This is a genomic window from Micromonospora sp. NPDC047074 (assembly GCF_040643815.1).
GTDB lineage: Bacteria > Actinomycetota > Actinomycetes > Mycobacteriales > Micromonosporaceae > Micromonospora.
Genome location: NZ_JBEYVB010000032.1, coordinates 1 through 25,751, shown reverse-complemented (window position 1 = coordinate 25,751; position 25,751 = coordinate 1). Strand labels below are relative to the sequence as shown.

Annotated in this window: 22 protein-coding genes and 1 riboswitch; of the genes, 15 read left to right on the top strand and 7 right to left on the bottom strand. The window is 75.1% G+C overall.

All coding sequences use genetic code 11. The features are described from left to right. The first annotated feature begins 54 nt into the window (after positions 1 to 54). The 5 genes from ABZ809_RS26585 (at position 55) to ABZ809_RS26565 (ending at position 5,718) form a co-directional block, all read left to right on the top strand. Positions 55 to 1,284, top strand: coding sequence for a crosslink repair DNA glycosylase YcaQ family protein (locus ABZ809_RS26585; RefSeq protein ID WP_357565326.1), 1,230 nt, complete (start codon positions 55 to 57; stop codon positions 1,282 to 1,284). Positions 1,285 to 1,355: 71 nt separating this feature from the next. Next, positions 1,356 to 1,877 (top strand): DUF2752 domain-containing protein, encoded by a 522-nt coding sequence (locus tag ABZ809_RS26580; protein WP_357565374.1) that lies wholly within the window; start codon positions 1,356 to 1,358, stop codon positions 1,875 to 1,877. Positions 1,878 to 2,260: 383 nt separating this feature from the next. Continuing rightward, a complete protein-coding gene (gene thyX, locus ABZ809_RS26575) occupies positions 2,261 to 2,998 on the top strand; it encodes an FAD-dependent thymidylate synthase (protein WP_357565373.1) in 738 nt (245 codons plus the stop codon). A 52-nt stretch (positions 2,999 to 3,050) separates the two neighbouring features. Beyond that, entirely contained in the window at positions 3,051 to 3,977 is a 927-nt protein-coding gene (gene dapA, locus ABZ809_RS26570) for a 4-hydroxy-tetrahydrodipicolinate synthase (protein ID WP_357565325.1), read from the top strand. Positions 3,978 to 4,029: 52 nt separating this feature from the next. Next, positions 4,030 to 5,718, top strand: a complete 1,689-nt coding sequence (locus ABZ809_RS26565; protein ID WP_357565324.1) for a ribonuclease J — start codon at positions 4,030 to 4,032, stop codon at positions 5,716 to 5,718. A 69-nt stretch (positions 5,719 to 5,787) separates the two neighbouring features. Here ABZ809_RS26565 and ABZ809_RS26560 read toward each other — a convergent pair whose 3' ends face one another. Further along, positions 5,788 to 7,434, bottom strand: coding sequence for a YbjN domain-containing protein (locus tag ABZ809_RS26560; RefSeq protein WP_357565323.1), 1,647 nt, complete (start codon positions 7,432 to 7,434; stop codon positions 5,788 to 5,790). Beyond that, positions 7,431 to 7,910, bottom strand: a complete 480-nt coding sequence (locus ABZ809_RS26555; protein ID WP_357565322.1) for a YbjN domain-containing protein — start codon at positions 7,908 to 7,910, stop codon at positions 7,431 to 7,433. The genes ABZ809_RS26560 and ABZ809_RS26555 overlap by 4 nt, the downstream gene beginning before the upstream one ends. Positions 7,911 to 8,022: 112 nt before the next feature. Here ABZ809_RS26555 and ABZ809_RS26550 point away from each other — a divergent pair, with 112 nt between their 5' ends. After that, positions 8,023 to 10,458, top strand: coding sequence for a DNA translocase FtsK 4TM domain-containing protein (locus ABZ809_RS26550; protein WP_357565321.1), 2,436 nt, complete (start codon positions 8,023 to 8,025; stop codon positions 10,456 to 10,458). Between the two features lie 93 nt (positions 10,459 to 10,551). Here the strand turns inward: ABZ809_RS26550 and ABZ809_RS26545 are convergent, their stop codons facing one another. Next, positions 10,552 to 10,797 carry a hypothetical protein gene (locus ABZ809_RS26545; RefSeq protein ID WP_357565320.1) on the bottom strand — a complete coding sequence of 82 codons (246 nt, stop codon included), beginning with the start codon at positions 10,795 to 10,797 and terminating at the stop codon, positions 10,552 to 10,554. A gap of 88 nt (positions 10,798 to 10,885) precedes the next feature. Next, entirely contained in the window at positions 10,886 to 11,200 is a 315-nt protein-coding gene (locus ABZ809_RS26540) for an SMR family transporter (RefSeq protein WP_357565319.1), read from the bottom strand. A 59-nt stretch (positions 11,201 to 11,259) separates the two neighbouring features. Continuing rightward, positions 11,260 to 11,325, bottom strand: a riboswitch (guanidine-III (ykkC-III) riboswitch). A 92-nt stretch (positions 11,326 to 11,417) separates the two neighbouring features. On the opposite strand from ABZ809_RS26540, the gene ABZ809_RS26535 reads away from it, so the two are divergent. From ABZ809_RS26535 to ABZ809_RS26505, 7 genes are all read left to right on the top strand, one after another. Next, positions 11,418 to 12,341 (top strand): ornithine cyclodeaminase family protein, encoded by a 924-nt coding sequence (locus ABZ809_RS26535; protein ID WP_357565372.1) that lies wholly within the window; start codon positions 11,418 to 11,420, stop codon positions 12,339 to 12,341. 86 nt (positions 12,342 to 12,427) lie between these two features. Further along, complete coding sequence (rimO, locus tag ABZ809_RS26530; RefSeq protein ID WP_357565318.1) at positions 12,428 to 13,975, top strand: 30S ribosomal protein S12 methylthiotransferase RimO; 1,548 nt, start codon at positions 12,428 to 12,430, stop codon at positions 13,973 to 13,975. 113 nt (positions 13,976 to 14,088) lie between these two features. Further along, on the top strand, positions 14,089 to 14,646 hold the full coding sequence (gene pgsA / locus ABZ809_RS26525) for a CDP-diacylglycerol--glycerol-3-phosphate 3-phosphatidyltransferase (RefSeq protein WP_357565371.1): 558 nt from the start codon (positions 14,089 to 14,091) through the stop codon (positions 14,644 to 14,646). Positions 14,647 to 14,725: 79 nt separating this feature from the next. Further along, positions 14,726 to 15,283, top strand: a complete 558-nt coding sequence (locus tag ABZ809_RS26520; RefSeq protein ID WP_357565317.1) for a CinA family protein — start codon at positions 14,726 to 14,728, stop codon at positions 15,281 to 15,283. Positions 15,284 to 15,424: 141 nt separating this feature from the next. Continuing rightward, positions 15,425 to 15,865, top strand: a complete 441-nt coding sequence (locus ABZ809_RS26515; protein ID WP_357565316.1) for a helix-turn-helix transcriptional regulator — start codon at positions 15,425 to 15,427, stop codon at positions 15,863 to 15,865. Positions 15,866 to 16,118: 253 nt separating this feature from the next. Continuing rightward, positions 16,119 to 16,991, top strand: a complete 873-nt coding sequence (locus ABZ809_RS26510) for a PspA/IM30 family protein (RefSeq protein ID WP_357565315.1) — start codon at positions 16,119 to 16,121, stop codon at positions 16,989 to 16,991. Positions 16,992 to 17,016: 25 nt separating this feature from the next. Next, the gene (locus ABZ809_RS26505) at positions 17,017 to 17,796 is read left to right on the top strand and encodes a hypothetical protein (RefSeq protein ID WP_357565314.1); all 780 of its coding nucleotides are present in this window, start codon (positions 17,017 to 17,019) and stop codon (positions 17,794 to 17,796) included. 24 nt (positions 17,797 to 17,820) lie between these two features. Here the strand turns inward: ABZ809_RS26505 and ABZ809_RS26500 are convergent, their stop codons facing one another. Both ABZ809_RS26500 and ABZ809_RS26495 read right to left on the bottom strand, forming a co-directional pair. Further along, positions 17,821 to 21,468: a hypothetical protein gene (locus ABZ809_RS26500; protein WP_357565313.1), complete on the bottom strand. Its 3,648-nt coding sequence runs from the start codon at positions 21,466 to 21,468 to the stop codon at positions 17,821 to 17,823. A 204-nt stretch (positions 21,469 to 21,672) separates the two neighbouring features. Further along, complete coding sequence (locus ABZ809_RS26495; protein ID WP_357565312.1) at positions 21,673 to 22,515, bottom strand: zinc finger domain-containing protein; 843 nt, start codon at positions 22,513 to 22,515, stop codon at positions 21,673 to 21,675. 110 nt (positions 22,516 to 22,625) lie between these two features. Between ABZ809_RS26495 and ABZ809_RS26490 the strand changes: the two genes are divergently transcribed. Continuing rightward, entirely contained in the window at positions 22,626 to 23,834 is a 1,209-nt protein-coding gene (locus tag ABZ809_RS26490) for a hypothetical protein (RefSeq protein WP_357565311.1), read from the top strand. 39 nt (positions 23,835 to 23,873) lie between these two features. Here ABZ809_RS26490 and ABZ809_RS26485 read toward each other — a convergent pair whose 3' ends face one another. Next, entirely contained in the window at positions 23,874 to 24,716 is an 843-nt protein-coding gene (locus tag ABZ809_RS26485; RefSeq protein ID WP_357565310.1) for an SAM-dependent chlorinase/fluorinase, read from the bottom strand. A 130-nt stretch (positions 24,717 to 24,846) separates the two neighbouring features. Here ABZ809_RS26485 and ABZ809_RS26480 point away from each other — a divergent pair, with 130 nt between their 5' ends. Further along, positions 24,847 to 25,446, top strand: coding sequence for a hypothetical protein (locus ABZ809_RS26480; RefSeq protein ID WP_357565309.1), 600 nt, complete (start codon positions 24,847 to 24,849; stop codon positions 25,444 to 25,446). Positions 25,447 to 25,751: the final 305 nt, after the last annotated feature.

Here is a 25,751-nt window from a genome sequence, read left to right as displayed (position 1 = left end):
CGATCGGTCCAGCGTCCGCACCGGCGTCGTACCCATCAACTAGGGTGCCCGACGATGACCGCACCGGAATCGCTCTCGCTCGCCCAGGCCCGCCGGGTGGCGCTCGCCGCCCAGGGCTTCGCCGACCCCGCGCCTACCGGCGTGCCCACCCGCCGCCACCTGCGTCGCGTGCTCGACCGGGTCGGTCTGATCCAGATGGATTCGGTGAACGTGCTGCAGCGGGCGCACTACCTGCCGCTCTACAGCCGGCTCGGGCCCTATCCGACCACCCTGCTCGACACCGCCGCCTACCGCGCGCCACGGGAGCTGTTCGAATACTGGGGCCACGAGGCGTCGCTGGTGCCCGTCGGGCTGCACCCGGTGCTGCGCTGGCGGATGGCCCGGTCCCGCTCGGATTCCTGGGGCGGGATGCGGCGGATCGCCGAGGAGCAGCCCGGCCTGGTCGCCTGGGTGCGCGACGAGGTGGCCGCCCGGGGCCCCCTGACGGCCGCCGAGATCGAGCACGACGCGCCCCGGGAGACCGGCAACTGGGGCTGGAACTGGTCGGCGGTGAAACGGGCGCTGGAGTTCCTGTTCTGGGCGGGGGAGGTCACCGCCGCCGAGCGCACCACGTCGTTCGCCCGCCGCTACGACCTGCCGGAGCGGGTGCTGCCGGCCGCCGTGCTCGACGCGCCCACGCCGACCGACGCCGAGGCACACCGGGCACTGATGGGGATCGCCGCACGGTCGCTCGGGGTGGCCGCCGAGCCGGAGCTGCGCGACTACTTCCGGCTGCCGGTGGCCGGCGCCCGGCAGGCCATCGCCGAGCTGGTCGAGGCGGGCGAGCTGCTGCCGGTCGCCGTGCAGGGCTGGCAGCGGCCGGCCTGGCTGCACGCCGGGGCGCGGTTGCCCCGCTGGGTGCGCGGCAACACCCTGGTCAGCCCGTTCGACCCGCTGGTCTGGGAGCGGGCCCGCGCCGAGCGGCTCTTCGAGTTCAGCTACCGGATCGAGATCTACGTGCCGGCGCCGCAGCGGGTCCACGGCTACTACGTGCTGCCCTTCCTGCAGGGGGAGCGGTTCACCGCCCGGGTCGACCTGAAGGCCGACCGGAAGGCCGGCGTGCTGCTGGTGCCCGCCGCCTGGGCCGAGCCGGGCGTCGACCAGGGCGAGACCGCGCTGGCGCTCGCCACCGAGCTGCACCGCCTCGCCGGCTGGCTGGGCCTGGACGCGGTGGCGCCGCCCACCGCCGGCGACCTGGCGGCCCCGCTGGCCGCCGCGCTGGTGGGCGTGGCGGGTGTACGGTGAGCGGCGTGACGAGCGTTGACGGACCGGCCCCCCAGCCGCATCCGCAGGCCGGCGGGGTCGACGCCCCGTCCCTGGACGGGGCGGCGGGTCAGGCCCCGCCCCACCCCGCGCCGCCCTGTCCGGTGCCGCCATACCCGGTTCCCGAGCCGGACCGGCTCACCCGCTTCGTCGTCCGGCTCTACGAGCGCTCGCCGCGCTGGGTGGTGCCGCTGGCCGCGCTCGGCTGCGTCGCCGCGGGCATCGGCTACGCGCTGATCAGCGACCCCACCCGCTCGGCGCCGGACGCCGCGCCGACCTGCCTGCTGAAGCTGACCACGGGGCTGGACTGCCCGGGCTGCGGCGGCACCCGCGCGCTCTGGTACGTGCTGCACGGTGACCTGCCGGCCGCCGCCCGGCACCACTTCCTCTTCGTCTTCGCGCTGCCCTTCCTGGCCTATCTCTTCGTCGCCTGGGCGGGCCGGCAGGCGTTCGGCTGGCGGCTGCCCGAGCTGCGGGTCAGCTCCCGGGTGATCGGTGTCTTCCTGGTCGGCTGGCTGGCCTTCTCGGTGGTGCGCAACCTTCCCTGGGCCCCGTTCACCTCCCTCTACGTCTGACCGCGCCCGTCCTCGGCCGCGCGGTGCGTGGGTGGTCCGGCGGTGCGGGGATGGCTTGTCGTCGCTGTCGAGCTGCCCCGTCCATGGGACCACCCGTGGGCGCGCCCGGCGAGACCGCTCGGACGGGCCTGCCCTCATTGGTGGGGCAGCTCGACAGCGCGGCGAGTAGCTTTCCGGCCCGGCCCGCCCGGCCCCGGGGCGGGGCGCCCGGCCACCGTGGCGGGGGCCGCTGCACGGGCGGGCCGAGTGCGCCGAGATCTTGGCCACGCGCCGATCAGGTGAGCCGGTGGCTGTCCGCAATTCGCAGCTCAACGACCCGTTTGGCCCGCTGGTCAAATTTCCCCCGGGACCACCGGGCCACTACAGTCCCAGGAATGCCGGAGATGGTGCTGCCCCAGGTCAAGCTCGTCGCGTGGACCCACTTCGAGGCTCCCGACGACGTGCCGTGGTCGACCGACGCCGAGGGCGGCCAGGCGCTCGCCGAGTTCGCCGGCCGGGCCTGCTACCAGAGTTGGAAGAAGCCGAACCCGGCCACCGCCACCAACGCGGGATACCTCGCGCACATCCTGGAGGTCGGTCACCTGAGTGTGCTGGAGCACGGCTCGGTCAGCTTCTACTTCAGCGGGGTGTCCCGCTCGTTCACCCACGAGCTGATCCGGCACCGGCACTTCTCGTACTCCCAGCTCTCGCAGCGGTACGTGCCGGAGCGCGACGCCGCGATGGTCGAGCCCGCCGTGATCGCCGACGACCCGGAGCTGCACAAGAAGTTCGTGGAGGCGGCCGAGGCGAGCGTCCGGGCGTACAACGAGCTGCTGGAGGGGTTGGAGCGGCGCTTCGCCGACGTGGAGAACGCCACACTGCGGCGCAAGCAGGCGCGGCAGGCGGCCCGCGCGGTGCTGCCCAACGCCACCGAGACGCGGATCGTGGTGACCGGCAACTACCGGGCCTGGCGGCACTTCATCGCCATGCGGGCGACCGAGCACGCCGACGTGGAGATCCGTGAGCTGGCGGTCGAGTGCCTGCGGCAGCTCCAGGGCGTCGCGCCGAACGTCTTCGCCGACTTCGCCATCTCGACCCTGCCGGACGGCACCGAGGTGGCGAGCAGCCCGCACGCCGAGTGACTCTGAGGGCTTCCCCGGCGGGGTGCCGGTGGTCGTCCGCTAGGTTGGTGGGATGACGCACGACCACCCAGACACCCCCGCCCGGGCGGTGTCCCGCCCCTTCGGGCGAGTGCTCACCGCCATGGTGACCCCGTTCACCGCCGACGGTTCGCTTGACCTCGACGGCGCGGGGCGGCTCGCCAGCTACCTGGTCGACGAGCAGGGCAACGACGCGCTGGTGGTCAACGGCACCACCGGCGAGTCGCCGACCACCACCGACGCGGAGAAGGAGCGGCTGATCCGGGCCGTGGTGGAGGCCGTCGGTGACCGCGCAAAGGTCGTGGCCGGGGTGGGCACCAACGACACCCGGCACACCATCGAGCTGGCCGCCGCCGCCGAGAAGGCCGGCGCGCACGGCCTGCTCGTGGTCACCCCCTACTACAACAAGCCGCCGCAGAGCGGCCTGCTGCGGCACTTCACCGCCGTCGCGGACGCCAGCGGCCTGCCGGTGATGCTCTACGACATCCCGCACCGGGCGGGGGTGCCGATCGAGACCGAGACGATGGTGCGCCTGGCCGAGCACGGCCGGATCGTCGCGGTGAAGGACGCCAAGGGCGACCTCACCGCCACCAGTTGGGTCACCAGCCGGACGAACCTCGCCTTCTACACCGGCGAGGACGCGCTCACCCTGCCCGCGCTCGCCGTGGGCGCCGTCGGCGTGGTCGGCACCTCGACCCACTTCACCGGCGCGCTCACCAAGCAGCTGATCGAGGCGTACGACGCGGGGGACACCGCTACCGCGTTGCGCCTGCACCGGCGGCTGCTGCCGCTGTTCACCGGCATCTTCCGTACCCAGGGCGTGATCCTGGTGAAGGCGGGCCTGGCGGCGGCCGGGATTCCCGCCGGGCCGGTGCGCCCGCCGCTGGTCGACGCGACCGACGACGAGATCGCCCAGCTCCGCGCGGACTGCGCGGCGGCGGGCCTGGAACTTCCCGAATGACCGAACGACACGACGGACGCCGAGTGACGGCGTCGCAGAATGAGGTGGACGCGTGACCGAGGCGCACATCGAGGCGGAACTACCCCCACCGCTGCCGGAGGGCGGGCTGCGGATCATCCCGCTCGGCGGGCTCGGCGCCATCGGCCGCAACATGACCGTCTTCGAGTACGACGGCAAGCTGCTGGTGGTCGACTGCGGGGTCCTCTTCCCCGACGTGGAGCAGCCCGGGGTCGACCTGATCCTGCCCGACTTCGGGCCGATCCTGGACCGCCTCGACGACGTCCAGGCGATCGTGCTCACCCACGGCCACGAGGACCACATCGGCGCGGTGCCCTACCTGCTCGCGCACAAGCCGGACATCCCGCTGGTCGGCTCGCAGTTCACCCTCGCCCTGGTCGAGGCGAAGCTCGCCGAGCGGCGGATCCAGCCGTACACGTTGACCGTGCGGGAGGGCGGCCGGGAACGTCTCGGCCCGTTCGAGTGCGAGTTCTTCGCGGTGAACCACTCGATCCCCGACGCGCTGGCGGTGGCCATCCGCACCCCGGCCGGCCTGGTGCTGCACACCGGCGACTTCAAGATGGACCAGCTCCCGCTGGACGGCCGGATCACCGACCTGGCCGGGTTCGCCCGGCTCGGCGCCGAGGGCGTGGACCTGCTGCTCTCGGACTCCACCAACGCCGAGATCCCCGGGTTCGTCACCCCGGAGCGGGAGATCGGGCCGGTGCTCGACTCGATCTTCGCGAAGGCCAAGGGCCGGATCATCGTCGCGTCGTTCGCGTCGCACGTGCACCGGGTGCAGCAGGTCTTCGACTCCGCCGGTGAGCACGGCCGCAAGGTCGCCCTGATCGGCCGGTCCATGGTCCGCAACATGGGCATCGCCCGCGACCTGGGGCTGCTCAACATCCCGGCCGGGCTGGTCGTCGGGCTGGAAGAGGCGACGAACATGCCGCCCGAGCAGATCGTGCTGATGTCCACCGGCTCCCAGGGCGAGCCGATGAGCGCCCTGGGCCGGATGGCCAGCGGCGACCACCGGCACATCACCATCGCCCCCGGCGACACGGTGGTGCTCGCCTCGTCGCTGGTGCCCGGCAACGAGACCTCGGTCTACCGGGTGATCAACCGGCTGGCCCGGGCCGGTGCCGTGGTGGTGCACAAGGACGTGGCCAAGGTGCACGTCTCCGGTCACGCCCCCGCCGGCGAGCTGCTCTACCTGCTCAACGTGGTGCGCCCGAGCAACCTGATGCCGGTGCACGGCGAGTGGCGGCACCTGCGCGCGCACGCCCGGCTCGGCATCGAGTCCGGCGTCGCCCCCGACCGGGTGGTGCTCTGCGAGGACGGCGACGTCGTCGACCTCGTCGAGGGCCGGGCCAGCCTGGTCGGTCACGTGAAGAGCCGCTACGTCTACGTCGACGGTCTCGCCGTCGGCGACGTCAGCGAGTCGCTGCTCACGGAACGCCGGATCCTCGGCGACGGCGGGTTCATCGCCACCACCGTGGTGGTCGACTCGGTGACCGGCAAGGTGGTGGCCGGCCCGACCCTGTCGGCGAAGGGCTTCTCCGAGGACCCGGAGGCGTTCAACCCGGTGATCCCCCTGGTCACCGAGGCCCTGAACCGGGCGGCCTCCGACGGCATCACCGACCCGCACCAGCTCCAGCAGATCGTCCGGCGCACCGTCGGGCGGTGGGTGAACGACGCGTACCGGCGTCGACCCATGATCGTCCCGACCGTCGTCGAGGTCTGACCCGCGCCACCGCGACGCCCGCCCGCACGCCGTGTGCCGGCGGGCGTCGCCGTTCGGCGGCCCGCAGGGTCAGGGCAGCGCGGCCACCGCCTCGGCGTACGCGACGCCGGTGTCGACGGCCGCGTCGAGCAGGACCGTCAGCTGGGCGGGGGCCACCCCGTGCGCCAGGTCGGTGGCGATGTCGCCGGCCAGCACCAGCTCGCCCCCCAGGTCGCGGACGTACGCCTTCGGCAGCAGCCGGTCGTGGTTCCAGGCGTTGCAGAACGCGTACGCCTCCGCGACCCGGTCGGCCGGCAGCCGGCGGCTCGCCACGGACCGGGCTTGGAGGATCTCGCCCCGCTCGCCGGCCCGCCGGAACTGGACCAGCGCCTCGCCCCACCGGCCCACCACGGTGTCACCGCCGTCCACGGCGTACCGGTCCCCGCGCCGGTCCAGGGCATCGGTGATCATTTCCAGGCTCAGCGGGCGCGGCTCCCCGTCCGCCGTGGCCTCGTCGGGCGGGTCGTCGGCGTCGTCCGGCGCGTCGTCAGGGGGCAGCGGCACCGGTGCGGCGACCGGCCGCTCGGCCAGCCAGGACGCGATCCGGCCGGACTGGTGGCCGGTGCCGTTGCGGGCGTCGAAGCTGCCGGCCAGCGCCGTGGCCACGCCGAGCAGAGTGGCCCCGAGCGTCGCCACGTCGAGTTCGGCGGCGGGCCGCACGCCGTACGCCCGACGGTGCAGCGTCCGCCCGCCGAGCCCCGCCCGGGCGGCGAGGGCGCAGACCAGTGCCCCCGCGGCGGCGAACTCCATCGCGGACAGATCGTCCGGTGGCTGGTCCAGCCGGGGCAGTTGCTCGGCGAGGACGTCCAGGCCCCGGGCGGGGTGCCCGGCCAGCGCGCACCACCGCAGATGTGTGGCGAGGTACGGGAAGGCGGCCAGCTCCTGCCGGTGCCGGCGGTACGCCCGCACGTGCGCCTCGGCCGCCCGCTCCGGCTCCCCGGCCCGCAGCCAGGGCAGCAGCCCGGCGACCAGGGACCGCTCCGGCTGCTCGGTGCAGTCGACCGGGTCGCCCGGCGCGTCCCGCAGGGCGGCCAGCGCGGCCCGGTGGTCACCCCACCCGGCGAGCAGTTCCGCCCGGCGGGCCGGCGCGCAGCCCGGGCAGCCGCCGGCCGGCCCCGGGTCGGCCGGCGACCAGCGGTCGTACCACCGCCGGGCGGTGGGCTCGTCGCCGAGGTGGTCGGCGATGCGGCAGCGCAGCTCCGCGACCACCGGATCGTCGACGGCCGCCCGGGCGGCGAGGTCGTCCAGCAGGGAACGGGCCTGGTCCAGCCCGACCCGTGGGGAGCCGGGCAGGGCCTCCACCGCGTAGCGCTGGTAGCGCCGCAGCAGCTCGGCCTGCGGCCCGGGCAGCAGGTCGGGGCGCCGGTCCACGGCGGCGAGGCAGCGGCGCACCGGCTCGACCAGCCGCCACCGCTGGCCGTGCGACAGGCACGACTCGATCAGCGCGAACCGGGCCGCCACCGCCGTCCGGTCGTCGCCCGCGGCGTCGGCGTGCGCGGCGATCCGTTCCAGTTCCGTGCCGCGGGCCTCGCCGTCCGGGGTGTCGCAGGCGTCGGCGAGGGCCTCGGCCAGCGCGGGGTCGGGTCGTCGGCCACCGCGCCGCAGCCCGCTCCACCAGCCGGGCGACCCGAACGGGTCCAGCCCGCGACCGCCCGGCTCCCCGCCGGGGCCCGTCACGCCACCACCCCGCCCGGCAGCCGGGCCACCTCGGTGGCGAGCTGGCAGCCGGTGGCGATGCCGCAGTCGAGCAACTGGTCGAGCTGGTGCGGGGTCACGCCGCGTTCCAGGTCGGTGATGACCTCGCCGCAGACCCGGGCCCGCCCGTCGTCCTCGACGTGCACGAACGCCTTCGGCCAGAGCCGGTCGTGGTTCCACGCGTTGCAGAAGGCGTGCAGCGCCGGCACGTACTCGATCGGAAACGTCTGCGCGGTCAGGGTGCGGACCTGGAGCAGCTCACCGGCGGCGCCCGGCCGCAGGAACCAGATCAGGCTGTCGTCCCAGCGGCCGACCAGGTCGCCGTCGGCGTCTGCCTCGACCCGGTAGCCGCGGGCGCGCAGCACGGCGGCGATCAGCTCGCCGGTCAGCGGTGCCAGCGCCCCCGGGGGCCCGGCCAGGAGGCTGTCCCGACTGTCCTCGGTTCCCGGCGAGGGCATGGGGGCATCCCTTCTGAGGCGGATATCACGTGACGCGGCGGGGCCCGCGCTGCGACACGCGGACACGACCCGGAAGGCGGCGATCTGCCGGTCACGCCACTAGGTTGATGCTATGGCGGGCCGTACCTCTCAGGCGAGCCGGCGGCGCGGCGCGTCGCCGCGTGGCAGCACGAACAGTCGTGCCCGCCAGCCGGCGAAGAAGGCCGCCCGCGCGACGCCCCGCCGCCGGACGGCGGCCCGCCCGGGCCCGGCGATGCTCGTCGGGCAGGCGGCCAGCGCGCTGTGGATGGGGCTGGCACACGGCGTCGGCTGGGCGTTCCGGCAGGCCGGCTCGGCGCGAGGGCTCGAGCCGGAGCACCGCCGCGACGGCGCCGGGCTGCTGGTCTTCGGCCTCGCCCTGCTCAGCGCGGTGGCCCTCTGGTTCTCCGGTGCCGGCCCGGTCGGTGCCCGGCTGGCCGACACCTTCCGACTCTTCCTCGGCGCGATCGCGATCGTGGTGCCGGTGCTGCTGATGATCGGCGCCTGGCGGCTGATGCGCGAACCCGCCGATCCGGAGCACCGGGGCCGAGGGCTGGTCGGCTGGAGCTCGATGCTCGTCGCCACCGCCGCGATGCTGCACATCGGACAGGATCCGGCCGACGCGGGCCAGCGTGACTTCGCCGGCGGGCTGGTCGGCGCGGGCGTCGGCAGCCTGCTGGAGCGGGCGGTCACCGCCTGGGTGGCCGTGCCGCTGCTGATCCTGCTGCTGCTCTTCGGCCTGCTGGTGGTCACCGCGACGCCCATCAACAAGGTCCCCGAGCGGCTCGGCCTGCTGATCGGCACGCGGATCGTCGTGCCGGTCGTCGAGGAGGCCGACGAGGCGCCCGCCAAGCCGGCCCGCAGGCGCCCGGCGAAGCGGGCGGCACCGCCGCCGCCCGACCCGGAGGACTTCGACGACGACCTCGACGGGGTGGACCTCCAGGACACCCTCGTGCTGCCCCGCAAACCCCCGAGCAGGGTTCCGGCCAGCCGCAAGGCCGCCGAGCCGCCGGAGCACTCGCCCGCCCCGACCCGGGCCGAGCAGCTCGCGCTGACCGGCGACTACATGCTGCCGCCGGCCAACATGCTCGGCAGCGGGGCGGCGCCCAAGTCCCGGAGCCGGGCCAACGACGAGGTGATCGTCGCGCTCACCGGCGTCTTCGAGCAGTTCGGTGTGGACGCCGCCGTCACCGGCTTCACCCGGGGGCCGACCGTCACCCGCTACGAGGTGGAGCTGGGCCCGGGCGTCAAGGTCGAGCGGATCACCCAGCTCTCCCGCAACATCGCCTACGCGGTCAAGTCGCCCGACGTGCGGATCCTCAGCCCGATCCCGGGCAAGAGCGCGGTCGGCGTGGAGATCCCGAACACCGACCCGGAGAACGTGGCGCTCGGCGACGTGCTGCGGTCGCGGGTCGCCACCAGCGACCACCACCCGATGGTGGTGGCGCTCGGCAAGGACATCGAGGGCGGCTACGTGGTGGCCAACCTCGCCAAGATGCCGCACATCCTGATCGCCGGCGCGACCGGCGCGGGCAAGTCGTCCTGCCTGAACTCGCTGCTGGTGTCCATCCTCACCCGGGCCACCCCGGACGAGGTCCGGCTGCTGCTGATCGACCCGAAGCGGGTCGAGATGACCGGCTACGAGGGCATTCCGCACCTGGTCACCCCCATCGTGACCAACGCCAAGAAGGCGGCCGACTCGCTGGAGTGGGTCGTCCGCGAGATGGACATGCGCTACGACGACCTCGCCGCCAACGGGGTCCGGCACATCGACGACTTCAACCGCAAGGTGCGCAACGGCGAGATCAAGGCCCCGCCCGGCAGCGAGCGGGAGATGCGTCCGTACCCGTACCTGCTGGTGATCGTGGACGAGTTGGCCGACCTGATGATGGTCGCCCCGCGCGACGTGGAGGACTCGGTCGTCCGGATCACCCAGCTCGCCCGCGCGGCCGGCATCCACCTGGTGCTGGCCACCCAGCGCCCCTCGGTCGACGTGGTCACCGGCCTGATCAAGGCGAACGTGCCGTCCCGGCTGGCGTTCGCCACCTCGTCGCTGGCCGACTCCCGGGTCATCCTCGACCAGCCGGGCGCGGAGAAGCTGCTCGGCCGCGGCGACGGCCTGTTCCTGCCGATGGGCGCCTCGAAGCCGATCCGGATCCAGGGCGCCTGGGTGACCGAGCGCGAGATCGCCGACGTGGTCAAGTTCTGCAAGAACCAGCGCGAGCCGGAGTTCCGCCCGGACGTGCTCGTCGCGCCCGACAGCGGCAAGAAGAAGATCGACGAGGAGATCGGCGACGACCTCGACCTGCTCGTCCAGGCGGTCGAGCTGGTGGTCACCTCGCAGTTCGGCTCGACCTCGATGCTCCAGCGCAAGCTGCGGGTCGGCTTCGCCAAGGCGGGCCGCCTGATGGACCTCATGGAGACCCGGGGCGTGGTCGGCCCGTCCGAGGGCTCCAAGGCGCGCGACGTGCTGGTCAAGCCGGACGAGCTGGAGGAGGTCCTGGTCGGCCTGCGCGGCGGGGACGAGTGACCTCCACCGGCACCCGCGAGTGACCTCCACCGGCATGCGCGAGGGCCCGCCGGCGCACCGGCGGGCCCTTCTCCGCTGACGGGTGAGCGGCGGTCAGCTGTTGACGATCGCGCTGACGATCAGCAGGCTGAGGATGATGGCGGCCACGTTGGCGGCGGCGGCGTACCAGCCGAGCGGCTTGTCGCCCAGCACGGCGCCGACGATGCCCAGGACCAGCCCGATCACGCCGAAGACGAGCGGGTTGAGCAGGAGCGCGAGGACCGCGAAGACGAAGCCCAGGATCGTGCAGATGCGGGCGGCGTTGGTGCGCGGGCGGGCGGTCGAGTGCATGTTGGCCATTGCTGCCTCCGTGGGTGAGAGCCTTCCGGTGCCTGCCAGAGGTCTACCCACTGTGGTCGTCCGTCACGCCTGACCGGGGTGGCGACGGTCAGTGGTAGAACTTGAGGCCGACGACGCCGGCGACCACCAGGAAGAGGCAGGCGATCCGGGGCAGGCTGGCCGACTCGCCCAGCGCGAACATCCCGACCAGGGCGGTGCCGACCGCGCCGATGCCGACCCAGACGGCGTAGCCGGTGCCGACCGGGATCTCGCGCAGTGCGTACGCCAGGCCGGCCATGCTGAGCACCAGGGTCACCACGAAGACCACGGACGGCCCGAGCCGGGTGAAGCCGGCGCTGCGGTCGAGGGCGATCGCCCACGCGGTTTCCAGGATTCCGGAGATCACCAGCACGATCCAGGCCATGGCGGAACACCTCTGCGGTAGTGCCCGGACCACCGGGGCCGGGACGAGTCGGCATGTCACGCGGGGCGTCTTGGCCTGACCGGGTACGCCCACCACTCGTCCGGGGCGACCGCCGGCCGCCACGACCGACCCTAGCACCGCCCCGGGCGCGACCAGGGGAGACCAGGCTCATCTTGCTCTTGACCTGAACCTCGCTTCAACTTGCAGTATGGAGCGTATGCCGCTGCTCTTCTCCGATCCCGAGGTAGCCGCCGCGCTGGACGCCCCCACCACGGTGGCGGCGATGCGGGACGCCCTGCTCGCCGCGTACGCCGGTCGCCTGGTGGCACCGCCCCGGGCCGCCGCCTTGCTGGGCGGGGGGCGGATGGTGCTCACCGCCGGCCACCTCACCGGCGAGTGGTACGGCTTCCGCTCGTACGACACCTTCGGGCACCCGGAGAGCGAGCAGGTGGTGGTGCTGCACGACGGGCGTACCGGGGCGGTGCGGGCGGTGGCGGTCGGCGAGGAGCTGGGCTCCCGGCGCACGGGCGGGCTGGGCGGGGTCGCCGTGGACGCCCTGGCCCGGCCGGACGCCGCCACCCTGGGCGTGGTCGGCTCGGGTGGGCAGGCGTGGACCCAGGTCTGGGCCGCCGCCGCCGTCCGCCCGCTGCGCGAGGTCACCGTGCACAGCCGCTCCACCGCCCGGCGGGAGGCGTTCGCCGCCCGGGTCCGTGCCGAGCTGGGCGTGCCGGCGCGGGCGGTGGACTCGGCGCGGGCCGCCGTCCGGGGCCGCGACGTCGTGGTGCTCGCCACCAGCGCCGTCACCCCCGTGCTGGACGCCGCCGACCTGGCCCCCGGCACGCACGTCAACGCGGTCGGTTTCAAGCAGGTCGACCGGCACGAGTTCGGCGCCGACCTGCTGGCCGCCGCCGACCTGCTGGCCACCGACTCGCCGGCCCAGGCCGGGGCGTACGACCCGCCGATGCTGGCGACGCTGCCCCCGTACGCCGGACGGCTGCATGACCTGGGCGCGGTCCTGGCCGGGGCGGTTCCCGGCCGGACCGGCGCGGACCAGATCTCGGTCTTCTGCTCCACCGGCCTGGCCGGCACGGAGGTCTTCCTGCTCGACCGCCTGGTCAGGGTCGGTGCCGCGGCGCTCTGAGCCGACCGCGGCGACGGGGAGTGTGAGCCGGCCGATGCGGGCGGCCCGCCGTTGACGGCCGCCGCCCGCCCGCCCGGTACCCTCGGATGGTGTCTGCCACCTCCCCCCTCGACAACTCCAGCTCGGCGCACCCCGTGCCGCGTCGCGACCCGGAGCCGGCGTCCGACGGCCGCCGCGTCGCCCTGCTGACCCTGGGCTGTGCCCGCAACGAGGTCGACTCGGAGGAGCTGGCCGCCCGGCTGCACGCCGACGGCTGGCAGGTCACCACCGACGGCGAGGGCGCCGACGTGGTGGTCGTGAACACGTGCGGCTTCGTGGAGAAGGCGAAGCAGGACTCGATCCAGACCCTGCTGGCCGCCGCCGACACCGGTGCCAAGGTCGTCGCCGCCGGCTGCATGGCCGAGCGCTACGGCCGCGAGCTGGCCGACAGCCTTCCCGAGGCGCAGGCGGTGCTGAGCTTCGACGACTACCCGGAGATCGCGGCCCGGCTGGACGCGGTGGTCGCCGGCGAGCGGATCGGGGCGCACACCCCGCGCGACCGGCGCGAGCTGCTGCCGCTCACCCCGGTCGCCCGGCGGGACAGCGCGGTGTCGCTGCCCGGCCACGGCACCCCCACCCGGAGCGTCACCGACACCGACGAGCACACCCCGGCCCACCTGCGCCAGGTGCTGCGCCGCCGGCTCGACACCGGCCCGGTCGCCTCGCTCAAGCTCGCCAGCGGCTGCGACCGGCGCTGCGCGTTCTGCGCCATCCCCGCCTTCCGCGGCGCCTTCGTCTCCCGTACGCCGGACGAGCTGCTCGCCGAGGCGGAGTGGCTGGCCAAGACCGGCGTCCGCGAGCTGGTGCTGGTCAGCGAGAACTCGACCTCCTACGGCAAGGACCTGGGCGATCCCCGGGCGCTGGAGAAGCTCCTGCCGCAGCTCGCCGCGATCGACGGCATCGTCCGGGTGCGGGCCAGCTACCTCCAGCCCGCCGAGACCCGGCCCGGCCTCGTCGAGGCGATCGCCACCACGCCCGGCGTGGCACCCTACTTCGACCTGTCGTTCCAGCACTCCAGCGAGCCGGTGCTGCGCCGGATGCGCCGCTTCGGCTCCACCGACCGTTTCCTGGAGCTGCTGGCCGGCGCCCGGGCGCTGGCTCCCGAGGCGGGCGCGCGGAGCAACTTCATCGTCGGTTTCCCCGGCGAGACCCGCGCCGACTACCAGGAGCTGGTCCGCTTCCTGACCGAGGCGCGGCTCGACGCCATCGGCGTGTTCGACTACAGCGACGAGGACGGCACCGAGGCCGCCGGCCTGCCCGGCAAGCTCTCCGCCGCCACGGTCAAGCGTCGCTACGACAAGCTCAGCGCGCTCGCCGACGAGCTCTGCTCGCAGCGTGCCGAGGAGCGCCTGGGCTCCACGGTCGAGGTGCTTGTCGACTCGGTCGACGACGGCGTGGTCGAGGGGCGGGCGGCCCACCAGGCCCCCGAGGTCGACGGCTCGACCACCCTGGTCGCCCCCGTCGGTGGCGGGGTGGACCTGGCCGCGCTGCGTCCGGGTGACCTGGTGCGGGCGACGGTAACCAGCACCGAGGGAGTGGACCTGGTCGCGGTCCCGGATGAGATGATCTCGGCTGCGCCCGGCGCGACACGGTGACGGCGGGCCCGGACGGAGCGGGGGAGCCACGTGGTGGGGTGCCGGGGACGCCACGGCGGCCGGAGCGGGGCGCGGCGGTGACCGGGACGACGGATTCCTCGGCCGCCCCGGTGGTGGCTCACGTGCCCGTGCTGAACGCGGCCAACGCGCTCACCGCGTTGCGGCTGGTCCTGGTGCCGGTCTTCGCGGTGTCCGTGGTCATCTCGGCGATGACCCACGCCGGCTGGCAGATGGTCGCCTGCCTCGTCTTCGCCGTCGCCTCGGCGACCGACCTCGTGGACGGCTGGATCGCCCGCCGGTTCGCCCTGGTCACCTCGGTGGGCAAGGTCGCCGACCCGATCGCCGACAAGGCGCTCACCGGTGCCGCGCTGCTGTTGCTCTCCTGGTACGACCGGCTGCCCTGGTGGGTGACCGCCGTGATCCTCGTCCGCGAACTGGGCATCACCGCGCTGCGCTTCTGGGTGATCCGGCACGGCGTGATCGCGGCCAGCCGGGGCGGAAAGATCAAGACCGCTCTCCAGATCCTGGCCATCACGTGGTACCTGTGGCCGATGCCGGCCGCGCTCGCCGCCGTCGGCCCGTGGATCATGGCCGCCGCGGTGGGCGTCACCGTGGCGACCGGCTTCGACTACGTCGCCCAGGCCGTCCGGCTGCGCCGCCCCACCCGCTGATCCGTGCCCGTGCCCGCCCGCGCACACCCCGTCGGGAAGGATGGGTAGCGCCGCCGCGACGGGGGAAAGGATCCGGGACATGGACAGTGACACCGAGGCAGCACGGCCGGCGGGCAGCCCGGCCGCCGGCGTGGTGCACCGCCTCGCGGAGCGGCACGAGACCCTGGCCACCGTCGAGTCGCTGACCGGCGGCCTGCTGGCCGCCTCGATCGTGGAGATCGCCGGGGTCAGCGGGGTGTTCCGGGGCGGCCTGGTGGTCTACGCCACCGAGCTGAAGTCGTGGCTGGCCGACGTACCGGAGGAGTTGCTGGCCGCCCGTGGGCCGGTCGACCCGGACGTGGCGGTGGCCCTCGCCGACGGCGGGCGGCGACGCTGCGGGGCCGACTGGGGCCTGGCCACGACCGGGGTGGCCGGCCCGGAACCGCAGGACGGCAAGCCGGTCGGGCTGGTCTACGTGGCGGTGGCCGGGCCGTCCGGCAGCCGCGTCCGGCAGCTCGACCTCGACGGCGGCCGCGACCACATCCGCGCCGTCACGGTCCGCGAGGCGCTGCGGCTGCTCGCCGAGCGGCTCGACGACACGGCCGCGGGCGAGGCGGACGGCCGGCCGGCCGACCCGGCCGGCGCGGGGCGGCGTTGAGCGGTCTTCCGCGATCCGAGGGGCGGGGTGGGATGTCGCGGGAGCCCGCAACGGGTACGGTTGCGGGAAGGCTCCGTCGAGCGGCCCGGTACGGTGTCGGGCGGCCGCGCGAGCGAGTGGTGTCCCTCAGGGGAGGTGCGAATGGTCCTGCTACGCCGCGTGATCGGTGACGCACTGCGGGCGCGCCGGCAGGGGCAGCACCGCACCCTGCGGGAGGTCTCCTCCGCCGCCAACGTCAGCCTCGGCTACCTCTCCGAGATCGAGCGCGGCCAGAAGGAGCCGTCCAGCGAGCTGCTGGCGGCGATCTGTGACGCTCTCGGCGCGCGACTGTCCGAGCTGCTGCGCGAGGTCAGCGACACCGTCGCCCTTGCCGAGCAGATGCCCGGCGTGCTGGTGCCCGTGCAGGACGAGCCGGTCGACGCCGCTCCCGTCGCCGTGCGCCGCAGCGCGGGCCGGGGCGTCCACCAGGTCAGCTCGGACGGCAAGGTCGCCGTCCAGGTCCGTCAGGATTCGCCGCTCAAGGCCACCCTGCGCAGTTCCCGGGTCCGCGGGAGCGAGCGCGACGTGGTCTGCGCCGCCTGAGTTCGTCCGCCCGGCCGGGGCGGGCCGGATCGTGTCCGGTCCGGCGTCCCGCCCGCCCCTTACTCGTCACATGGTCGGCCTCGACGGCGCCGCGTACCCTTGATCGCGGACGGCGTCGGCGCTCGCTTCGCTCGCCGGTACGGATGCCCCGCTGGCGTCCGGCTGGGACGATGGAGCCACTGCCGCGCCGGAGCCGGCCGGGCGCATCCGGCACGGCCAGGCGGAGCGACGCAACTGAGGGGACAACGCAGAGATGGCGAACCCGTTCGTCAAGGGATGGAAGTACCTGATGGCGCTCTTCGGCGCCAGGATCGACGAGCACGCCGATCCCAAGGTGCAGATCCAGCAGGCGATCGAGGAGGCTCAGCGCCAGCACCAGGCGCTCGTCCAGCAGGCCGCCGCCGTGATCGGCAACCAGCGGCAGCTGGAGATGAAGCTGTCCCGGCAGATGTCCGAGGTCGAGCGGTTGCAGGCCAATGCGCGCCAGGCCCTGGTCCTGTCCGACCAGGCCCGGGGCCGGGGCGACGAGGCCGAGGCCGGCCGCTACGAGCAGTCCGCGCAGACGCTGGCCACCCAACTGGTCTCCGCCGAGCAGGCCATGGAGGACCTGAAGACCCTGCACGACCAGGCGCTCGGCGCCGCCGCCCAGGCCCGACGGGCGGTCGAGAACAACTCGATGATCCTCCAGCAGAAGCTCGCCGAGCGCACCAAGCTGCTCAGCCAGCTGGAGCAGGCCAAGATGCAGGAGAGCGTGGCCCGCTCGCTGGAGTCGATGTCGGCGCTGACCGCGCCCGCCAACACGCCCTCGCTCGACGAGGTGCGCGACCGGATCGAGCAGCGCTACGCCACGGCGATGGGCCGCGCCGAGCTGGCCGGCAACTCCGTCGAGGGCCGCATGTTGGAGATCCAGAAGGCGACCCTCGACTCGGCCGCCTCGTCCCGGCTGGAGCAGATCCGGTCGAGCATGGCCGGCGAGCAGCTCGGCGGCAAGCAGGAACGACCGGCCGTCGACAACGCACAGCCCGCCGGGCCGGCCGCCGACCCGGCCGCCGCCGCCCGGCTTGACGAGCTCCGGGCCAGCATGGGCCGGGAGCGTGGCACCGGGGACACCACGGCCGCCGGCTGAGCGGCAGCGGGTCGAGGAGGCAGAGGTGGCAGACGAGCGCACGCGGTACTTCCGGCGGCTGAACTGGCTGCGGCGGTCCGCCCGCCGGTGGAGCGTCACCGCCGGCGGTTTGGGCGGCGCCGCCGCCGTGCTGACCCCGTACGCCGGCCTCGGGCTGCCCGACGCTGCCTGGGCGGCCGGTGCGGGCGGGGCACTGGTGCTCGCGGCCTGGCGCTGGGTCGATCTGCGGGCGCTGGCCGCCCAGCCGGCACCGCCGCCGCCCGATCCGGCCGAGGCCGCCGCGCGGTCCCGCGCCAGGCTGGTCGCCGCCGTGGAGCGGCTGCCCGCCGGCCCCGGCGTGCTGGCCGAGGTCCGCCGGGTGCGCTCCCGGGTGGCGTTGCGCGGCACCACCGCCGCCGGCCCGTGGGCCCGGCTGGACCGGGCCTCCCTCACCCTGGCCGGGATGGCCGGGCGGCTGACCGGGCTGGCCGAGCCGGCCCTGCTGGAGGCCGGCGCGGCCGACCGGTCACTACGTGATCTCGCCGACCGGGTGGCCAGCGTCGAACGCGCGGCGCGGCTCGCCCAGCCCGAGGCCCGGCCGGGGCTCGCGGAGGCGCACCGGGCCCTGACCGGGCAACTGGAGGAGGGCGTCGCCGCGTACGAACGGCTGGTCGTGGCCGCCGCCGGTTACGTCGCCGGGGAGGCCCGCCCCGACGGCGAGCATCCGGCCGCGACCCGCCTCACCGAGGCGACCGACCTGCTGCACGGGGTCGCCTCGGCGCTGGCCGAGCTGCGCGGCGTCGGCGCCGCGCCGCGTGTTCCCTGATCTCGGGCCGTCCAGCTCGCCCGCTCACGGCGGTGTGCTGACCGGCACCGGGCCGGTGAACGGGGAGCTGCCGACGACGTTGAACGACCGGATCCGGTAGTGGTAGGTCACGCCGCGCGCCAGGCCGGTGTTGGTGAAGCCGCGGCCGGTGACGGTGAACGTGGCCACCTCCCGGCTGAACGCCGGGTCCAGGGCCCGCTGCACGATGAACCCGGCGCCCGGCCCGGCCGGAACGCTCGCCGCCCAGCCGAGGATCACCGTCGCCGTGTCCGGCCCGGGTGCCGTCGCGGTGGCGGTCACCCCGGTGGGCGGGCCCGGCGCCGGCGGGGTGGTCGCCTGGGCCACCGTCGACCACGCCGACGCGGCACCGAGATAGGTGGTGCGCACCCGGTAGTAGTAGGTGGTGTCGGGGGCGATCGCGTCGTCGACGTGGTTGTCGCCGACCCCGATCGCGGTGGTGCCCGGTCCGCTGCTGAACGTCGGGTTGGTGGCCCGCTGCACGTCGATCCCGGTGGCGAAGGAACGGTTGGCCCAGCGCAGCGCGATCCGCAGCGGCGCGGCCGGGGGGATCGCCGCGGTCAGCCCGGCCGGCGCGGCGAGCCGCACCGAGGCCGGCGAGCTGTTGGACCACGTGGAGCAGCTGACCGCGTTCTCCGCCCGGATCCGGTAGTGGTAGGTCACCCCGGGGGTGACCGTGGCGTCGGTGTAGCGGGTCGCCGTCGCCGCCACGGTGATCTCCGTGAGCCCCTGCGTGAAGGCGGCGTCGGCGGCCCGCTGGAGCCGGTGGCTGGTGGCCGGCGGGCGGCTGCCGTTGCCCGTCCAGGTCAGCGCGATGGCCGGCAGGGCGGTGGCCGAGCCCGGGACCGGGGTCGTGGTCAACCCCGTCGGCGCCCTGGGCGAGACCCGCAGCACCAGCGGCCGGGTCATGCCCTGGTCCCGGTGGCCCGCGAGCTGGCTGTGCCAGTGGTACTCCCAGCCGAGGTTGACGAGCTGGTTCACCACCACCGCCGGGCGGCCGTCCACCGGGCTGACCGGGGTCGAGCCGGTCCGGGCGCCCGCCGGTCGCGTCGGGTCGAGCAGGCGTACGCTGTCGCCGATCTTGAACGGCAGGGGCGGGGCGACGGGCCGCAGCGCGACGATCACGTCCTCCCGTGGGTTGACCCGGATCACCTGCTTCCAGCCCTGCTCGGCGGCGTGCGGCGGGCGGATGGTGCCGTCCCAGCCCACCCGGTTGACCAACTGCACGTCACAGCCGGCGAAGCGCACCGGGTGGGTCTGCCGGCTGTTGCCGCGGATCCGCCAGACCTGGGTGCCGTCGGCGGGCCCGCCCACCGCGACGGCCGGATCGCCGACGTGCAGCACCTCGGTGGCCGGGTCGGTAGGGCCGAGCGGCAGGGTGGCGGGGGAGAGCGGCCCGGCGTGCGGGTGCCCCACCCCCAGCCGGCCGACGAGCCGGCCGTGCTCCGGTTCGAAGACCTGCTGCACCGCCTTGACCTGGAGCGGGAGGTCCACCGGGGCGGTCGCGCCGGCCGGGACGAAGCTGACCGTGCCGGCGTGCACCGGGACCACCGTCTCGCGGGTGGTCCGGCCGCCGAACGACGGGTCGTACGCCGGCTGCGGCACGACCGGCGGGGGCTGGCTGGCCGCGTACGCGTCGGGCAGGCGCTCGCGCAGCCTGGCGACGTCGTACGGGGGCGCCGGGGTGCCGGCGACCCGGAACTGGAGCAGGGTGCGGGTGTTCGGCCCGTACCCGGGGCGGGTCGGCGGGGCGCCACCCTCGGCGGTGCGGTCCGGGGCACCGCCATGCTGGTCGGCGCGCGGGTCGAAGCCGGGCAGCGGGGCCGGGCAGTCGTTGTAGAGGATCAGGGTGCCGCCGGGCGGTACGGCGGAGAAGTCCACCAGCACGTCGGCCGCCTCGCCGGGGGCGAGCAGCAGCGCGTGCGAGTCGACGTTGAGCACGGTCGGGTCGCGGCGGTCGTACCGGTAGGCCACCGGCCGGTTCGGCACGACCACCGGCGCGGGGAGCAGGCCGCACTCGTTGCCGACCTGGATCATCTCCGGGCCGGCGGCGCCCGGGTCCGGGACCCCGCCCTCGCGCCCGTCCGTCGGCCAGCCGGCCGGCAGGCCCGGCGCGCGGACCGCCTCCACCATCGGCACCTCGCCGGCGTCGGCGTCGGCCGGCCCGCCGTCCGGGTCCCACATCGGGCCGTCGGAGCGGGCCCGGTAGAGCTGGAGGTTGAGGCAGCGGTCCAGGCAGGCGTTGAGGATCCGGAACCGGTACGTCCTCGGCTCGACCTCCAGGTACGGGTACGCCACCCCGTTGACCAGCATGGTGTCGCCGAACGCGTCGGGCACCGCCGAGGGGTGCGGGACGCCGGGCGCGAGCGGCGGCTCGTCGGGCGCGGCGACCGGGTCGTGGTGCGGGTTCGGCACGGGGCCCGCCTGCCGGGGTGACCCGGCGTGCTCCGGCGGCCCGGTCTCGTCGGCCGTACGCGACCACGGGCCGTAGTCCCACCGCCCGGTCGGGTTCGACCCGTCGGCCCGGTACGGGTTCTGCCGGGGCTGGTAGACGTGCGGGTGCCAGAGGCTGCCCCGGGCACCCCAGCGGTCCCGGTCCCAGGTCGGATCCTCCCCGGCGAGCTGCGTGTCGTCCGGCACGAAGGTCTTGTCCTCGATCACCAGGGGCAGCTGGTCGGCGGGGAACACCCCGTCGGCGACGAGCCGATCCTCGGCCGGGTCGGTGAGCAGATAGAGCGCGAGCTGCCCGGAGTAGACGGTGAGCCGGGCCATGCCGACCGTGTTGTCGTGGAACCAGCACAGCCGCCCGCTCTGCTCGTTCGGGTAGTACAGCGTGGTGGCGCCGGCGCCGGGCGGCGGCATGTCGGGGACGTGGGTCAGGCCCACCCCCGTCGGGTACGGGGTGATCTCGCCCGCCGGGGTCACCCACTGCCAGGGGTTTCCGGCGCTGATCCAGCCGGTGTGCGCACCCGCCAGGCGCAGCACCGCCCGGTTCTGCGGGTACGGGGCCGGACCGTCGAGCGGGCCGGCTCCCGCGCCGTCGACGGTCGGGTCGACCGGCAGGAAGAGCTCCCCGGCCCGGCCCGTGGGGAGCTGGTTGATGAACTTGATCCGGACCGGCCGGCCCCGCCGGGCCAGGACGACCGGGCCGAGGTGCCAGGGCCGTCCCGCCGGCACGACGGTGTTGTGCCCGAAGGTGTCCGTGCCGAGGTTGAGCTGCCGGTAACCGCGCAGCCGGGTGGCCGGCAGGTCCCGGTGCAGCCGCTGCGCGTACTGCTCCAGGCCGATCTCGTAGTAGTCGCACCCCGGGTAGCTGATGGTGTCCGGCACCGCCACCGGCAGGTGGCCGCCCAACTCGGTGCGGCCGGTCGTGCCGAGGCCGGGCAGCGCGTCGACGAACTTGCGGATGCCGGTGCCGGGCACCACCGAGCCGTCGGCGTCGACGACCGGCAGCGGGCTGCGCGCCTGGTTCGGCACCGGCCCGAAGCTGCGCGGGACGGCGGCCGGGTCGAGGCTGGCCGGCGCGACGAGCGGTTCGTCCACGCGCCGGGCCGCCGGGACGGCCGCCGCCGGGGGCCGGTCGGTGCCGCCCTCGCGGGTACGGGCGTTCGCCCGTTCCGCCCACGGGCTCCGGAGTCTGCGGAACAGATCCATGGCTCTCCCCGGTGGCCGGGGCGCGACGGCCGCCACGGCGGCGTGCCGGCCGGGTCGCGCTTCGCTGACGATGCGTGAGGAGTCAACCGCAGCATGCGACCTCGACGGCGGGGTTAGGAAGTACCCAATCGTCCCAAGTTGCGGCGGGCACGCGACTGGGTGCCGCCGCGCCGGAGTGTCCCGCCCGACACGCGGGGGCCCGGGTCAGCCGGCGGGGCGTTCCGGCTGGCAGGTCGGGCACCAGTAGGTGACCCGCTCGCCCAGCTCCGCCTTGCGGATCGCGGTGCCGCACCGGCGGCAGGGCTGGGCACGCCGGCCGTAGACGTAACTGGTCTGCCCCCGGTGCAGGGATCCGGTGGTGCTCCGCGTCCACCGGCCCCGGTTCGCCACGAGCAGCTTCCGCGCCAGGGCCACCGTGCCGGCGAGGTCCGGCACCGCGTGCACCGGCGTCCACGGCGAATGCCCGCGCAGAAAGAGCAGCTCGCACGCGTACACGTTGCCGACGCCGGCCAGGTTGCGCTGGTCCAGCAGCGCCTCGGCGATGGTGGCGTCCGGGTGGGCGGCCAGCCGGCGGGTCGCCTCCGCCGGGTCCCAGTCCGCGCCGAGCGGGTCGGGGCCGAGGTGGCCGACCAGCGAGTCCTCCTCGCCGGTCGGCACCAGCGCCAGCTCGTGCAGGTGGTAACCGACGGCGACCGTCCCTGGGCTGCGCAGCACCACCCGGATCAGGTGCGCCGGCCCGCCCGTCCAGCGTTCCCCCGGCGCGTACGCCCGCCAGGCACCGTCCATCCGCAGGTGCGAGTGCAGCGTCCAGCGCGTCCCGTCGCCGTCCGGCGGTGCAGTGTCCGCAGCCCGGGCCGGGCCGTCCGGCGGGGCGGTGAGGCGGAGCAGCAGGTGCTTGCCCCGGCTGGTGGACTCCCGCACGGTCCAGCCGGTGAGGTCGGTCGTGGCGAGCCGCGGCACGCGGAAGTCGCTGCCGGACAGGCGGGCGCCCGCCAGGGCGCGGTGCAGCACGCGGGCGGTGTTCCAGACGGTGTCGCCTTCGGGCACCCGGCCATCCTCCCTCGTTCGAGCCGAATTCGCATGTGTCGCTATTTGGAGGGAGGTTCCTGTCGATCTACTGAAAAGGGCACGATCGAGAAGTTCTGAGGAGAATGCCCATGAATCTGCCTCATCGTCGTGTCCGTACCGTCGCCCTGACCGTCATCCTCACCCTCGCCCTCCTGCCCGTCCCGAATCCCGCGTTCGCTGCCCGCGGCGGCGAGCAGTGGACCACCGACCTGTCCCGCGTCGACGCCGACGACGTCAACGTCCGGCACACCGGAGCCAGCCTCCGGCTGGCCGATCCCCGTCCCGCACCGGCCCGCGCGCACCGGGGCGCGGTCGCCGAGGGGATGCTCGTCGCGGCACCGCGCGTGCTGACCCGGCCCGCCACCCGGGTCCGCGCCGCCGTCGACGCCCGCGTCGCCGCCGGCACCACGGCCGAGGCCCAGGTGCGGGGCTGGCGGGCGAACGGCTGGACCGAGTGGCGCGAGGCCACCGGCGCGGCGGTCTTCGACCGGCCGGTCACCCGGGTGCAGGCCCGGGTGGTGCTCACCACGAGCCGGCCGGGCGTCACCGCCGAGGTGCGCGCCGTGCGGCTCACCGCCGACACCGCCGCCGCCGTCGCCGCCGCCACGCCCGGCCTCACCTACCGGGTGTACGCGACCCGGATCGGCCTGGTCGGCGAGGTGACCGCCAACGGGCACACCATCGTGCCCCGGGACCACTTCGTCGCGCTGCCCTCCCGGCGTGGCCTGGCCCCGGCGAACACCGGCGACTACACCGCCCAGGTCTGCACCACCACCGGCAGCCGCTGCGCGTACGCCCCCGTCTGGGACGTCGGCCCGTGGAACACCCGGGACGACTACTGGAACCTCAGCGCCGTCCGGGAGAACTGGAAGGACCTGCCCCGGGGCCGGCCGCAGGCGCAGGCGGCCTACCAGGACGGCTACCACGGTGGGCGGGACCAGTTCGGTCGGGTGGTGCTGAACCCGGCCGGCATCGACCTCGCCGACGGCACCTTCTGGGACGGGTTGCAGCTCACCACCAATGCCTGGGTGGACGTGGCGTACCTGTGGTCCGGCACCGGCCCGCGCGGCGTGGTCGGCGACGGGCCGCTCAACATCCGGGCCGGCGCCGGCACGGGGTACGCGGTGCGCGGGCTGGCCGCCCGGTACGCCAACGTGCCGATCGAGTGCTACGTGACCGGGGAGACCGTCGCCGGGCCGTACCGGACCACCAACCGGTGGAACCGCCTCGCCGGCGGCCAGTACGTCAGTCACGCGTACATCTCGGCGGTCTACGGCGGCGCGGTGACGATCTGCTGACGGGTGTCTCGGCCGGGCCGGCGCCTGCCGGCCCGGCGGTCAGCCGGCCGCGACCCGCAGCAGGTCGCCCGGTGCCACCGCGAGCACGTCGACCGCCCGGCCGCCGTTGACCGCCACGGCGACCCGGTCGGCCGAGTCCGCGTGCACCACCAGCGCGCCCGGTGCCGCGTCGCCGAAGGTACGCCCGTGGGTGGCCTCCCGCCCGGCCCCGGCCGTGGCGCCCGCCCGCACCCGGAGCCGGGCGGGCAGCGACGCCAGCAGACCGGCCGGGGCGGCCAGTTGCACGTTCCCGAAGTGGTCGACCGTCACCACCTCGGCGGTGAACCCGTCCGCCTCCCGCCGGACCACCGGCGCCGGCAGCCGCGCCAGGGAGTCCGGGTCGACCGCCGGACCGGCCCCGGCCAGCGGCGCGCCGAGCGCCAGCCGCGCGGCCACCGGCGCGAAGACGTCCCGGCCGTGGAACGTGCGGGACACCTCGGGCGCGAGCCAGTCCGGATCGGTCAGCTCGACGGCCGCGGTGACCCCGCCCAGCGCCTCGGCGGCGTCGATCAGCAGACCGTTGTCCGGCCCCACCAGCAGCCCGTGCGGCGTGGCCAGGGCGACGCCCCGGCGGGCCGTGCCGACGCCGGGGTCGACGACGGCCACGTGCACCCCCTCCGGCAGGTGCGGCACGGTCTGCGCGAGCACCGCCGCGCCCCGGCGGACGTCGGCCGGCGGGACGAGGTGGGTCACGTCGATCACCCGGGCCTCCGGTGCGAGCCGCGCGATCACGCCGTGGCAGGCGGCGACGAATCCGTCGGCCAGCCCGTAGTCGGTGGTCAGCGAGATCCACACGGCGGCGCGGTCCTCGGGCCGCGCCGGCCGGACTGTCACTCCGGTCATCCTCGGCTCCCTCGTCGACGGGGTCGGAATCGTATCTGCCCGGGTGGCCGGACGGGTTGGCGGAAACGGGACAACTGCACTGGCCGAGCGGCCCCTGCCAGGACGTGCCCCGGTTGGGCAGACTGCCAGGGTGACCAACCGCAGTCTGCCCGCCGTCGCGGTGCTCGTGCTCGCCGCCGCCCTCACCGCCGCCTGCGGCGACGACGCCGCAGACCCGCCACGCGGCGCGCCACCGGCCGCCGCGGCGTCGACCCCGGCCGGGGTGGCCCCGTCGAGCCCGACGGGTGCGCCCGGTCAGCCGGTGCCGCCCACCGGCCCGCAGCCGGCCCCGCCGGCCGGTTCGAGCCCGGCGGCACCGGGCGGGGGCGGGAAGACCGAACGCCGGCCCGCCGACCCGGCACCGGTGCAGCTGCCCGCCCGGCCGACGGGGACGCCGGGCGCGCGACAGGTCGTCGACGCGTTCCGGGCCGCCGGGTTGAAGGTGCCCAACCCCCGGGACCGGTCGGTCGACTGCGGCCCCGACGGGCTCGGCCTGGGCTGCTCGGAGCTGGTCGTGACCGACGCCGTCACCGTGTACGTCTTCCCAGACGAGTCCAGTGCCGGCGACATCGCCGAGACCTGGGGTGGCCAGTCGTTCCGGCGGGGCAGCGTGGTGCTCAACTACCTGGAGGCCAGGACGCCCGCCGCGGACCGCGCCAGGTACGAGAAGGTCCTCACCGGCCTGCGCTGACCGTCCGTCCAGCGCGGTGGTCGCGGCGGGCGATGGTTGGCAGTTCGGCGATTCTCGGCGGCAGGAGTCGTCCCGGGAACAGTGTCGAGCTGCCCCGTCTGTGCGACCACCGGCCCCGCGACTGGCCTGCACGGGCCGCCGCATCCGCCCGTTGGTGGTCGCGGTCCCAAGGGACCGGAAGCCGGCTGTGGCGCGCGGCACGGGGGGGATGGCGGCGGCGGCATGGCGGGGCGGCGCGCGGCATGGCGGGGCGGCGCGCGGCATGGCGGGGCGGCGCGCGGCATGGCGGGGCGGCGCGCGGCACG